Origin of the sequence: Streptosporangium longisporum (genome assembly GCF_039534895.1) — a bacterium.
Lineage (GTDB): Bacteria > Actinomycetota > Actinomycetes > Streptosporangiales > Streptosporangiaceae > Streptosporangium > Streptosporangium longisporum.
On sequence record NZ_BAAAWD010000011.1, the window covers coordinates 52,090 to 64,475 of the forward strand.

11 protein-coding genes are annotated in these 12,386 nt (G+C 71.6%); 9 read left to right on the top strand and 2 right to left on the bottom strand.

The features are described 5' to 3' along the window. Positions 1–26 precede the first annotated feature (26 nt). The 5 genes from ABD832_RS20800 (at position 27) to ABD832_RS20820 (ending at position 6,143) form a co-directional block, all read left to right on the top strand. Complete coding sequence (locus ABD832_RS20800) at positions 27–650, top strand: GNAT family N-acetyltransferase (RefSeq protein WP_344897958.1); 624 nt, start codon at positions 27–29, stop codon at positions 648–650. Beyond that, a complete protein-coding gene (locus ABD832_RS20805) occupies positions 647–1,273 on the top strand; it encodes a flavoprotein (protein ID WP_344897961.1) in 627 nt (208 codons plus the stop codon). Before ABD832_RS20800 ends, ABD832_RS20805 begins: the two co-directional genes overlap by 4 nt. 113 nt (positions 1,274–1,386) lie before the next feature. Further along, complete coding sequence (lanKC, locus tag ABD832_RS20810) at positions 1,387–4,059, top strand: class III lanthionine synthetase LanKC (RefSeq protein ID WP_344897964.1); 2,673 nt, start codon at positions 1,387–1,389, stop codon at positions 4,057–4,059. Between the two features lies 1 nt (position 4,060). Next, positions 4,061–5,299 (top strand): ATP-binding cassette domain-containing protein, encoded by a 1,239-nt coding sequence (locus ABD832_RS20815; RefSeq protein ID WP_344897967.1) that lies wholly within the window; start codon positions 4,061–4,063, stop codon positions 5,297–5,299. Further along, complete coding sequence (locus ABD832_RS20820; protein ID WP_344897970.1) at positions 5,286–6,143, top strand: ABC transporter permease; 858 nt, start codon at positions 5,286–5,288, stop codon at positions 6,141–6,143. The genes ABD832_RS20815 and ABD832_RS20820 overlap by 14 nt, the downstream gene beginning before the upstream one ends. A gap of 108 nt (positions 6,144–6,251) precedes the next feature. On the opposite strand, the gene ABD832_RS20825 is transcribed toward ABD832_RS20820, so the two are convergent. Further along, positions 6,252–6,668, bottom strand: a complete 417-nt coding sequence (locus ABD832_RS20825; RefSeq protein ID WP_344897973.1) for a MarR family winged helix-turn-helix transcriptional regulator — start codon at positions 6,666–6,668, stop codon at positions 6,252–6,254. Between the two features lie 123 nt (positions 6,669–6,791). Here ABD832_RS20825 and ABD832_RS20830 point away from each other — a divergent pair, with 123 nt between their 5' ends. From ABD832_RS20830 to ABD832_RS20845, 4 genes are all read left to right on the top strand, one after another. Next, entirely contained in the window at positions 6,792–8,525 is a 1,734-nt protein-coding gene (locus tag ABD832_RS20830) for an ABC transporter ATP-binding protein (RefSeq protein ID WP_344897976.1), read from the top strand. A 243-nt stretch (positions 8,526–8,768) separates the two neighbouring features. Beyond that, positions 8,769–9,014 (top strand): hypothetical protein, encoded by a 246-nt coding sequence (locus ABD832_RS20835; protein WP_344897979.1) that lies wholly within the window; start codon positions 8,769–8,771, stop codon positions 9,012–9,014. Next, complete coding sequence (locus tag ABD832_RS20840) at positions 9,014–9,421, top strand: hypothetical protein (RefSeq protein WP_344897982.1); 408 nt, start codon at positions 9,014–9,016, stop codon at positions 9,419–9,421. Before ABD832_RS20835 ends, ABD832_RS20840 begins: the two co-directional genes overlap by 1 nt. A 400-nt stretch (positions 9,422–9,821) precedes the next feature. Further along, positions 9,822–10,994 carry an alkaline phosphatase PhoX gene (locus ABD832_RS20845; protein ID WP_344897985.1) on the top strand — a complete coding sequence of 391 codons (1,173 nt, stop codon included), beginning with the start codon at positions 9,822–9,824 and terminating at the stop codon, positions 10,992–10,994. Positions 10,995–11,045: 51 nt separating this feature from the next. Here the strand turns inward: ABD832_RS20845 and ABD832_RS20850 are convergent, their stop codons facing one another. Beyond that, entirely contained in the window at positions 11,046–12,314 is a 1,269-nt protein-coding gene (locus ABD832_RS20850; protein WP_344897988.1) for a hypothetical protein, read from the bottom strand. Between the last annotated feature and the right edge of the window lie 72 nt (positions 12,315–12,386).

Sequence of the window (12,386 nt, forward strand, 5' to 3'; positions counted from 1 at the left end):
CCGAGAGAATTCAAGGTGACAGAATCGTGCTCATTCCCCATGTCGAGACTCAGCGGACGACGCTCGCGATCGCGGACCTGTCGGACGGCGTCGCCCTGTACGAGCTCCTCCTCGGCCTGGGACTGCACAGCATGCCCCCGCTCAAGGTGTTCCTGGAGCAGATAAAGAAGCAGAACATCTCCGCGCTCTTCGCCATCAGGCTGCGGCACACCGGGGAGACGGTGGGATTCGGGACCCTGCACGAGATGGACCCCGCCGGGCACATCCAGGTCGGCATATTCACCGACACGGACAAGGCGCGGTACGGTCTCGGCGGCGAGGCGATGATGCTTCTCGTCAATTACGCGTTCGCCACCTGGGAGAACGTCAGGAAAGTATATTTCGTCACCACGGACGCCAGCATCGACCGGCTCGGCTGGGTGGGCGGCCTCATTCCCAAGGAGGCGACCCTCCCGCAGCACATGTTCTTCCAGGGATGCCTGTGGGACGTGCACTTCTACGCCATCTACCGGCGGATGTGGGAGAAACAGGGGGCCGACGTCCTCAACCGGCTGGTCGCGGGGCCCGGCGCCGTCCGCCCGAAGGGCCTGCGCGCGTTCGTCCGTCACCTCAGGAAGCTCGTCACGAGGCCCAAGGAGTACGCGCGGTGAGCGACACCCCGGCCGGCCGCAGGCCCCCCGAGTTCGGCGGCGAGCGGCTCCTCGTGGTCGGCACCGGCGCCATCGCCGTGATGTACCTGCCGTTCTGGCTCAACTGGCTGACCACGGCGTACCGGGACCTCGAGGTGCAGGTCGTCCTCACCACGAGCGCGGAGCGCTTCGTCAGCGGCGAGGCGCTGAGCGTGCTCGTCCGCCGCGAGGTCGTCCCCGACCGGTGGCCCGAGGAGGCGAGACCGGACGCGCTGCACGTGCGGCTGACCGAGTGGAGCGACAGCGTCGTCGTCTACCCGGCGTGCGTGAACTTCATCTCCCGGCTGGCCCTCGGGCTGGCCGACACCCCCGCGCTGCTGACCCTGCAGTGCACCTCGGCGCCCATCGCGGTCGCCCCCTCGCTGCCGCCGGGCGCGCTGGACAACCCGATCCTGCAACGGCACCTGGCGACCCTGGCCGAGCGGCGCAACGTCGTGGTCTCCCCCGTGCAGGCGGTGCCGAGCCTGACCACCGGGCGGCGCGACGCCGCGGGGGCGCCCCCGCTCTCGACACTGATCGCAATGCTGGAGGAACTGCGCGTCTCCCTGTCCGGCGAGGGGTCACCGGCGGCCGAGGCGGTCTGAGCCGCGCGGCCCCGCCGGGGCCGCGCGGGATTCACCGGCTCCGGCGACGCGGCCGGGACCGGCGGGCACGCCGGGGCGGCACGGCAGCGGGCACATGATAGGGAGCACCACACATGCACGACATGATGCAGATCTACACCCTGGCCGACCCGCTCTTCTTCGAGGAGCCCACGCGCTGGGCCGGCGGGGTGGGCTTCATCGGCGACGCCGGGTTCACCGTGTCGGGCGCGGCCGTCCCCGAGGGCTGGGTGCGCGGGGAACGCGGCATCTGGGTCTCGCTGCGGCCGGCCGGCCAGGTCGGCGCCGAACAGGGGTGGAAGGTCCACCTGTCGGCGACGCTGGACAACGCCGACCGGCTCTGCTCGGCCGTCTGGGACCACTGCGTCGAGCGCGGCATCCCGTTCAAGCACCTGCGCGACCGCAACATGCTGCTCGTCTTCAACGCCAAGTACTCCCCCCGCGGCTCCAGCGGGAAGCTGGTCACCGTCTACCCGCGCGACGAGGACGAGCTGCGGGAGGTGCTGACCGCGCTCTCGGCCGAGCTGGAGGGCGAGCCGGGCCCGTACATCCTCAGCGACCTGCGCTGGGGCGCGGGCCCGCTGTTCGTCCGCTACGGCGGCTTCACCGAGATGCTGTGCGTCGACGAGCACGGCGAGACCACGCTGGCGATCCGGCATCCGGACGGCACGCTCCTGCCCGACCGGCGCAGGCCGGTCTTCGACCCGCCCAAGTGGGTGGACCTGCCCGAGTTCCTCCGGCCGCACCTGGACTCCCGCCGTGACGGCGCGGGCGCCGAGCACCCCTACCTGGTACGGCGGGCCCTGCACTTCTCCAACGCCGGGGGCGTCTACCTGGCCACCCGGCGCACCGACGGCAGGGAGGTCGTGCTCAAGGAGGCGCGCCCGCACACGGCGGTGGACGCCAACCACCATGACGCGGTCACCAGGATGGCGCGCGAGAGCTGGGCGCTCACCGCCCTGCAGGGCATCCCGGGCATCCCCGAGCTCTACGACGAGCTCGACGTGGCCGGGCACCGCTTCCTCGTCGAGGAGTACATGGACGGCCAGCCGCTGAACGTGTGGTGCGGGATCCACCATCCCGGGGTCGTCAGGGCGGAGCCGACCGAGGAGGAGATCGCGTCCTACACCCGCAGGGCGGTGCGCATCGCCGAGCGGATCGAGGAGCTGATCGCCGCCGTGCACGCGCGCGGCGTGGTGTTCGGCGACCTGCACCTGGGGAACGTCATCGTCAGGCCGGACGAGTCGGTGGCCCTGGTCGATTTCGAACTGGCGTTCGACGCGACGGACGCCGAGTGGCGGCCGGGACTCACCGCGACGGGGTTCGGCAGCCGCCACAAGAGCGGGACCGACCGCGACCTGCACGCCCTGGCGGCGGTGCGCCTGGCCATGTTCGTGCCGTACAGCAAGATCACCGCGCTTCAGCCGGACAAGGTCCGCGAGTTCGTGCGGTTGATGTGCGACGAGTTCCCGGTGCCCGAGGACTGGGCGGGGACGATCCTGTCCCACCTGTCTCCCCCCGCCGGGGCCCTACCCCCGCTCTCCCCCGACGCCCCGGCCTCTTCGGGCGGCCCGGCTTCCCCGGTCGCTCCGGCCTCCCCCGGGACGTGGCGGCCGGACGGGGGGCTCGCCGGTCTGGACGAGCCGGTCATGGACTGGTCGGCGGTGCGCGAGGACCTGGCGAAGGGGATCCTCGCCTCCGCGACCCCCGAGCGGGAGGACCGCCTGTTCCCCGGCGACGTGCACCAGTTCCTGTCCGGCGGTCTCGGTTTCGCCTACGGCGCGGCCGGGGTGCTGTGGGCCCTGGAGGTGACCGGCCACGGCCGCCACCCGGAGCACGAGCGCTGGCTGATCGACGCGATACGACGCACCCCCCCGCGCCGCCCGGGTTTCTACGACGGCACGGCCGGCCTCGTCCACGCCCTCGACCACCTGGGACACCCGGACGAGGCGGCCGAGCTGCTCGACCGGCATCCGGTCCCGGATCGCGCGAACATCTCGATGTTCTCCGGGTTCGCGGGCATCGGGGCGATGCTGACCCACCTGTCGCGGGAGCGGGACGGCACGGCGGGCGAGAGCGGCCACCTGACCGCCGCGCTGGCCGTCGCCGACCGGCTGGCGGACGCCGTACGGCGCGGCGATCCCGGTACGGCCCGCGGCCCGGGGCTGCCGGCCCCCACCCGCCCCGTGGAACCCGGCCTGATGCGGGGCTGGTGCGGGGTGGCCCTGTTCCTCGTCCGGCTGTTCGAGCGGACCGGCGACCCCGGCCACCTCGACCACGCCGCGCTGGCCGTGGGGCTCGACCTCGACCGGTGCGTGACGACCGCCGACGGCTGGCTCGTGGCCCAGGAGGCGGGGGTGCGCACGATGCCCTACCTCGACGTCGGCAGCGCGGGCATCGCCCTGGTCATCGACGAGTTCCTCGCCCACCGCGAGGACGACAGGCTCCGCGCGAGCCTGCCGGGACTGCTGCGCGCCTGCCGGACGCGCGTCGCGCTGCAGTGCGACCTGTTCCGCGGTACGGCCGGTCACGTGGCCGCGCTGGCCCGGGGCGGCGCCGACGACGAGGAGGCGCTGGACCGCCGGTTACGGGAGATGTGCCGGCACGCCGTCTCCTTCCGGGGGCACCTCGCCTTCCCCGGCACCAACGGCTTCCGGCTCTCCATGGACCTGGCGACGGGCGGGGCGGGCGTGCTGCTCGCCATGTCACAGGCCGCCGGGACCGGGACGTCCTTCCTGCCGTTCTTCTCCCCCCGAGGGAGGCGTTGAGATGGACGACGGAGCGGCGGTGTCCGTCAGGGGACTGCGCAAGGAGTACGGGCGGATCGAGGCCGTCAAGGGCGTCGACTTCGACGTGGCGCCCGGGGAGGTGTTCGGCCTGCTGGGCCCCAACGGGGCGGGCAAGAGCACCACGATCAACATGCTGTGCACGCTGGTCCGGCCGACCGGCGGCAGCGCCACCGTCGGCGGGCACGACATCGTGCGGCAGCGCGACGAGGTCAGGCGCGACATCGGGCTGGTCTTCCAGGAACCGACCGTCGACGGTTACCTCACCGGCGCGCAGAACCTGAGCTTCCACGCCGAGCTGTACGGCCTGCCCAAGGACGTCATCGGGGACCGGATGAGACGGGTCCTGGACATCGTCGGCCTGTGGAAGCGCCGCGACGACCGCGTGCACACCTACTCCGGCGGCATGCGGCGGCGGCTGGAGATCGCCCGGGGCCTGCTGCACTCCCCCCGCGTACTGTTCCTGGACGAGCCCACGGTCGGGCTCGACCCGCAGACCCGGGTGGCCATCTGGGGCTACATCGCCGAGCTGCGCGAGCTGGAGAAGATCACGGTCTTCATGACGACGCACTACCTGGAGGAGGCCGAGTACTGCGACCGCATCGCGATCATCGATCACGGTTCCGTCGTGGCGCTGGACACCCCGGAGGCGCTGAAGGCCACGGTGGGCAGAGACCGGATCCGCATCCACACCGACGACGACGAGGCCGCCGCCGCGGCGCTGCGGGAACGCTTCCTGGTGGAGGTCGCGCAGCGCGACGGCGGGCTCGTCCTCTCCGTGCCCAGCGGCGAGGAGTTCGTGCCCCGCCTGTTCTCCGGGCTCGGCGTGCCGATCAGGTCGGTGCAGATGACCAGGCCCTCGCTGGACGACGTCTTCCTCGCCTACACCGGCTCGACCATCCGCGACGCCCAGGACGGCGGGCGGACCGGGGACGACGGCGCGGAGGGCGGGGAAGCGGAGGGCGGAGAACACGTGAACGACGCGAACGGTGTAAAAGGCGTGAACGGCGTGAACGGCGCGGCCGCCGACTCCGGTGACGTCCGTGATGACGTCCGTGATGACGTCCGTGATGACGTCCGTGATGACGTCCGTGATGACGTCCGTGATGACGTCCGTGATGACGTCCGTGATGACGTCCGTGATGACGTCCGTGATGACGTCCCCGGCGAAGACCCCGGTGACGTCCGTGGCGAAGAGGTGAGGGCCCATGGCCGCGATTGAGACTCCCCCGGCCCGCGTCCCGCTGCGCGGCGCCGCCCACAACCTCCGCGCGGTACGGGTGGTGCTCCGCAGGGAGATGATCCGCTTCGCCACCGACGGCAAGCGGATCACGGCCATGCTCTTCCAGGCCTTCATGTGGATCTTCATCATCGGCAGCGGGTTCGGCTCCCTGATGCCGGGGGTCCCCGACGGCGTCGACCTGAAGACCTTCATGTTCCCCGGCGTCATCTCGATGACGGTGATCCTGACCGCGATGTTCTGCGCGTCCTCGATCGTCTGGGACCGCGAGTTCGGCTTCCTGCGGGAGATGCTGGTCGCGCCGGTGAGCCGTACCGCGATCGTGTTCGGCAAGGTCCTCGGCGGCGCGCTGGTCGCGACGTTGCAGAGCCTGGTGATCGTGGCCATGGCCGGGCTGGTCGGCGTCCCCTACGACCCGGTCATGATCGCCGGGCTCGTCGGCGTGATGTTCCTGACCGGCTTCACCATGTCGGCCTTCGGAGTGCTGGTCGCCGCGCGGATGACCAGCATGGAGTCGTTCCAGGGGATCGCGCAGATGGCGATCATGCCCCTGATGTACCTGTCGGGAGCGCTGTTCCCGCTCACCAACCTGCCCGGCTGGATGAACACCCTGACGTTGCTCAACCCCCTGACGTACGCGGTCGACCCGACGCGTCAGGTCGTCTTCGCCCATCTGACGGTCCCGCCCGAGGTGCGGGCCGTGTACGGCGCCGGGGTGCGCTGGTCGGGCTGGCCCGTCCCCATGGCGCTGGAGCTGCTCCTGGTCGGAGGCGCGGGCCTGCTCATGCTCGCCCTGGCCGTCGCCCGCTTCAAACGTACCGACTGAGAACCGGAGCCCGCGGGAGCCGCACCCCCGGGACCGGCGTGAGCGGGACCGCCACGACCGGGAACGGCGTGAGCGGGAACGGTGGTGCGCGCCGGCGTGCCCGGCCGGTCAGGCGGACTGGGCGTCCACCGTGCCGAGCAGTTCCCTGAGCCGGTCGCGCTGCTCGGCGGTGAGGACCGAGAACAGCTCCTCGGCCACCCGCCTGCGCTCCTCGCGTACCCGCTCGTACAGCTCCCGTCCCCCGGGCGTCACCACCAGCAGGGTGGAGCGGCGGTTGGCCGGATCGACCTCGCGGCGGACCAGGCCGGCCTCCTCCAGGGCGTCGACCACCGGGGTCACCGAGCGCGGCACGATCCGCAGCCTCTCGGCGAGCTGCACCATCCGGAGCGGCGGCTCGGACTCGACGATCACCCTCAGTGCCCGCGCCTGGCCGGGGCTCAGACCGAGCGGGCCCAGCCGCTCGCCGTACCCGCGCCGCAGCCGGCGGCCGACGCCGTGCACCAGATCGGCCAGTTCCGTCTCCACAGCGCCGAACCTATCCCAGCGCGTCCGGGAATGAATGAGAGGTAACCTCTGTTTGAGTAAACATCAGAAAGGAGTTCCATGACGGAACCAACCGGGAGTGCCCTACGGCACGAAACACCACGTATGCACGACGAACCCCGCGCTCCCCTGCGGCGCGTCGTCGGCCTGTTCCGCCCCTACCGGGGACGGCTGGCCGTCGTCGGCGCCCTCATCGGGGTCTCCTCGCTCGTCTCGCTGGCCTCGCCGTTCATGCTCCGCGAGGTGCTCGACGACGCCATCCCCAACGGCAGGACCGGCCTGCTGACGCTGCTCGCGCTCGGCATGGTCACGGTGGCCGTCGTCACCAGCGTGCTCGACGTGATCCAGACGATGGTCTCCACCGGGGTCGGCCAGCGCGTCATGCACGACCTGCGCACCGCGGTCTACGGCCACCTGCAGCGCATGTCCCTGGCCTTCTTCACCCGCACCCGTACCGGCGAGGTGCAGTCGCGCATCGCCAGCGACATCGGCGGCATGCAGCAGGTGGTCACCTCCACCGCCGCCTCGATCGTCTCCAACCTGACCACCGTGGTGGCGACGATCATCGCGATGCTGGTGCTGGACTGGCGGCTGACCCTCATCTCGCTGGCGCTGCTCCCCGTCTTCGTGGCGATCAGCCGCAGGGTCGGCCGGGAGCGCCGCAGGATCACCTCCGAACGGCAGCGGAAGATGGCCGCCCTGTCGTCGATGGTCCAGGAGTCGCTGTCGATCAGCGGCATCCTGCTCGGCCGGACGATGGGCCGCGGCCCCGAGCTGGCCGGCCGCTTCTCCGTCGCCTCCGACGAGCTGGCCGACCTGGAGGTCCGCTCCAGCATGGCCGGGCGCTGGCGGCAGTCCACCATCCAGATCATCATGGCGGCCATGCCCGCGGTGATCTACTGGTCCACCGGGCTGACCTCGGCCGTCTCCATCGGCACCGTGGTCGCCTTCACCACCCTGCAGACGGGCCTGTTCCGGCCCTCCGTGTCGCTGCTGCGGCTCGGCGTCGACGTGCAGAGCTCGCTGGCGCTGTTCGCCCGGATCTTCGAGTACCTGGACCTGGAGGTGGACATCCACCCCGGCACCCGTACGCCGGAGAGCGTGCGCGGCGAGATCCGCTTCGAGCACGTCGACTTCTCCTACGGCGAGACCCCGGCCCTGTCGGACGTGGACCTCACCGTCCCGGCCGGCACCACCCTGGCCGTGGTCGGCGAGACCGGCTCGGGCAAGACCACCCTGAGCTACCTTCTCCCCCGCCTGTACGACGTGACCGGCGGGCGGATCACCATCGACGGCGTGGACGTGCGCGAGCTGACCTTCGAGTCCCTGGCCGAGACGGTCGGCGTGGTCTCGCAGGAGACCTACCTGTTCCACTCCTCGATCGCCGACAACCTCCGCTTCGCCAGGCCCTCGGCCACCGACGAGGAACTCGTCGCCGCCGCGCGGGCCGCCAGGATCCACGACCACATCGCGTCGCTGCCCGACGGGTACGACACCGTGGTGGGCGAGCGCGGCTACCGCTTCTCCGGCGGGGAGAAGCAGCGCCTGGCCATCGCCAGGACGCTGCTGCGCAACCCGCCCGTGCTCATCCTCGACGAGGCCACCAGCGCCCTCGACACCCAGACCGAGCGCGCCGTCCAGGAGGCCCTGGACACCCTGTCGCGCGGGCGCACCACCATCACGATCGCCCACCGGCTGTCCACGATCCGCGACGCCGACCAGATCGTGGTCCTCGACCACGGCCGCGTCGTCGAACGCGGCACCCACGACGAGCTCCTCGCCTCCGACGGCCCCTACGCCGCCCTCGTCAACCGCGACCGCTCCCTCACCACCGCCTGATCCGGGTCGCGATCCGTCACGGGAACGCCGGGCCGGCCGTCCCTGTACGGGTCCTCGGGCCGATGACCCAGCTGCTTCCGATCCAACCTGACGGGTCGCACCCGCCGCCCCTCCCAGCCGAAGCCCTGCGGAAAAAGATGATGGCCCGTCTCGAAATGACCGGCCACAAAGGACGACACACCACGACGAACATGGCGACAAGGGGCATTGTCGATGTCAGGCAAGGGATATAGTCTGCCTCGTGTGGTGGAACGAGACGACTACACGGGGATCCGTGACCGGATCACGGTCCTCGCCCGTGACCACGGGTTGCGCTGCGACTGGGCCGAGACGACCAGAAGGCAGCGCTTCCTGCTGCTGTGGGATGCCGGGGGCCGTGTCGTGGCGCGTGCGATCGTCCCGCTGTATCCGGGCGAGACACCGCACGTTGTGGAGAATCTCGAGCGAGGGCTCGCGTCCTTGTTCGGCGACGACTGGCTGGAGGACTGATGGGCGTTCAGGACAACGTTGACGTTCACGTCACCAAGACCGGCGCGCTATGGCTCGCGACCGTGCAGGGCGTGGCAGGGGGCATGTCCGCACGCTCCCTGAAAGAGCTGCACGGCGACGTCGCCGAAGGATTGCCCTTCCTGTTCTCCGACCGTGATCGACCACCCGTTCCGGTGTTCCACTACACCCTGCCCGGCCTCACCGAGGACGACCTGAACGCTTTCGCCGAGCTCCAGCGACGGGCCGCCGCGATCGCCGACGACTACACCAGAACGGCCAGGGCACGCGTCGACCAGCTGGCCCGGCTCGGATTGTCGGACCCCGACATCGGGGAGTTGCTGGGTTTGAGCAAGCAACGGATCCAGCAGATCCGTACGAGCAAGAGCGAAGACCGTCAAAGCGCTTGACACCGCGACGACGCGGCCGCCGCCCATCGCCTTCCCTCGCGTCCCACGCAGGCCGGGGACAGGGGGCCTCACCCCTGCGGACAGGGCGGTCGAGGGTGATCCCGACGTGGCCGGAGCAGGCGGGCGGGCCGGATCTCCACATGATCTGCCGCCGGACACGAAGGCCTGAGGCGGTGCCGGTGCTGACGGCGCCGCCGGCGTACGGAGTGCCGTCCGGTCGCGCCTCGGTGCGATGACGGCCTGGTCGTACCGGGTGACCGCCCCGGTGCCCCCTGAGGCGCTCGGGTCGCGGAGCGGTGCGGGCCCTGAAAGATCACCTCTCGTTCACGCCGGAGGGGGTGGTCAAGGTAGCCTCGGCGTTTTACGTTCCGTTCGATGACCTACGGCCTGACTCGGAGGAATGATGGATCGTCGAACGCTGCTACGCGCGACCGTCGTCGGAGTGGGAGGTGCCGCGTTCTCCGGAGCGCTGTGGGGACAGGCGTTCGGCGCCGTCGCCCAGCCGGGACCCAGCCCGTACGGTGACCTGCGGGCCGCGGACGCGAACGGTGTCGAGCTCCCCGCGGGGTTCACCAGCCGGGTGATCGCCCGCTCCGGGCAGCGGGTCGCCGGGTACACCTGGCACCCGGCACCGGACGGCGGGGCGTGCTTCCCCGACGGCAGCGGCTGGATCTACGTGTCCAACTCGGAGGTCCCGCTCGTCGGCGGGGCCTCGGCCGTCCGCTTCGCCGCCGACGGCTCCATCACCTCGGCCTACCGCATCCTGTCCAGGAGCAACGTCAACTGCGCGGGCGGCGCCACTCCGTGGGGCACCTGGCTGTCGTGCGAGGAGGTCCCGCTCGGCCGGGTCTTCGAGACCTGGCCCGCCGGCGGGCGTTCCGCCGAGGAACGCACCCGGATGGGCCGCTTCAAGCACGAGGCCGCGGCCTGCGACCCGGTGCGGCAGGTCGTCTACCTCACCGAGGACGAGGGCGACGGCTGCTTCTACCGGTTCCTCCCCGACACCTGGGGTGACCTGCGCACCGGCAGGCTCCAGGTGCTCTGCGCACCGGCCGCGCAGGTGACCGGGCCGGTGACCTGGCAGGACATCCCCGACCGCGACGGTTTCCCGATCGCGACGCGCAAGCAGGTCTCCGCCGCCAAGCACTTCGACGGCGGCGAGGGCTGCTGGTACGACCGGGGCGTCTGCTACTTCACCACCAAGGGCGACAACCGGGTCTGGGCGTACGACGCCGCCGCCTCCAGCCTCGACCTGGCCTACGACGACTCCCTGGTGACCGGCGGGACCGCCCCGCTGACCGGGGTGGACAACATCACCGGCGCGCCCACCAGCCGCGACCTGTTCGTCGCCGAGGACGGCGGCAACATGGAGATCAACGTCATCACCGGCGAAGGGGTCGTGGCGCCGTTCCTGCGGCTGCCCGGGCAGTCCTCCTCGGAGATCACCGGCCCGGCGTTCTCCCCGGACGGCTCGCGCCTGTACTTCTCCTCCCAGCGCGGCACCTCCGGGTCCTCGGCCGGCACCGGCGGGATCACCTACGAGGTGACCGGGCCGTTCCGCGTCCGGCCCTGACCCCCTGCCCGCCGGCGCCCGTCCCGGAGTCCGGGACGGGCGCCGGTGGGCTCACGGCGCGCCGGTCGTCCGGGCCACCGCACCGGACGCCCGGCGCACGGTCCCGCGAGCCGTCAGGAAGAGGGCGAGCGCGCCGAGGACGAGGAACCCCTGGCCGACCAGGTTGGTGACGGTCGCGATGTCGTGCAGCATCAGCAGCAGGAAGCCCAGGCACGAGTAGGTCAGCAGGGCCCCGCCCGCCGACGCGAGCCGGTGCGCCGCGCCCCAGTCCCGGTCCCGCGACCATCGGACGATCACTGCCGTCGCCCCGGCGAGCAGCGCGATCCCCATGACGATCCCCCACCAGTTCTCCGGCCGGGCGACGAACACCGCGGACGTGACGAACACCGCCGTCCCGGCCTGCCACGGAGCCGGTGCCCGCAGGAGCCTCCCCGGGCGGGGACGCCCTGCGGGAGCACCGGGAGCAGCGGGAGCCCCGGGAGCACCGGGACGCCCGGCGGACGCGCGGGGTCGTCCCGTCGCGAACGCGGCGACGACCAGAAGGGTCACGACGACGGCGGTCGTGATCCGCTGCGGTGCCGACGCCATGAACCCGCTCTCGTCGTGAATGCCGCTGAAGATGAGCAGCGATCCCAGGACGAACACGACCGAGGTGACGGCGAGGCCGAACCTGCCCAGCCAGGGAACCCTCGCGCGACGGGGCACCAGGCTCTCGACGAGGGCGATCGGGACGCCGATGCTCCAGATCGCGTGCCCGGCGAGGAAGCCGACGGCGCTGTTGCCGCTGATGCCCAGCGCCGGGACGAAGGTGGCGTGCGCGGCGTCGCCCTCGTACAGCGGGGCGGGGTTGAAGAGGGTCTGGTCGATCAGGCCCGCCTCCAGCAGGCCGTAGGCGCCTCCCAGCAGCAGGATCGCCGTCCAGCCGCGCCCGGTGCGCCGTACCGTCTCGCGGATGATGATCGCGCCACCGCCGTACATCGGCGCGAGGAGGATCAGGCCCCAGAGCTCGGAGGCGGGGACGTTGCCGAGCAGGTACTCGGCGACCAGCGGGGACAGCAGGAACAGCCCGAGGGCGGGGGCGATGCGCCTTATCGTCCCCGGCTCGCCGCCCGCCTCCCGGCCGGGGCCGGAGCCGGAGCCGGAGCCGGGGTCAGGAGCAGGACCGAGGTCGCGACCAGGGCCGGGGCCGGGGCCGGAGTCGCGATCGGGGTCACGACCGGGATCCAGGCCCGGTTCCCGGCCGGTACCGGTGCCGGGGCGAGGATCGGGGTCCGCCGGCCGGGGCGCCTGCCGCCGGTCGTCGGGAACGTTCGCCGTCATGGGAGCGACGCTAGGCCGCGACGACGCGCGCCCGCATCGGCCGCAGGAACGGCCCCCGACCTACTTTAGATG

Bases quoted from the DNA above. Each gene is read 5' to 3' on its own strand.
- ABD832_RS20850 (WP_344897988.1), bottom strand. From the start codon at position 12,314: ATGACGGCGAACGTTCCCGACGACCGGCGGCAGGCGCCCCGGCCGGCG.
- ABD832_RS20815 (WP_344897967.1), top strand. From the start codon at position 4,061: ATGGACGACGGAGCGGCGGTGTCCGTCAGGGGACTGCGCAAGGAGTAC.
- ABD832_RS20845 (WP_344897985.1), top strand. From the start codon at position 9,822: ATGATGGATCGTCGAACGCTGCTACGCGCGACCGTCGTCGGAGTGGGA.
- ABD832_RS20820 (WP_344897970.1), top strand. From the start codon at position 5,286: ATGGCCGCGATTGAGACTCCCCCGGCCCGCGTCCCGCTGCGCGGCGCC.
- lanKC (WP_344897964.1), top strand. From the start codon at position 1,387: ATGCACGACATGATGCAGATCTACACCCTGGCCGACCCGCTCTTCTTC.
- ABD832_RS20840 (WP_344897982.1), top strand. From the start codon at position 9,014: ATGGGCGTTCAGGACAACGTTGACGTTCACGTCACCAAGACCGGCGCG.
- ABD832_RS20830 (WP_344897976.1), top strand. From the start codon at position 6,792: ATGCACGACGAACCCCGCGCTCCCCTGCGGCGCGTCGTCGGCCTGTTC.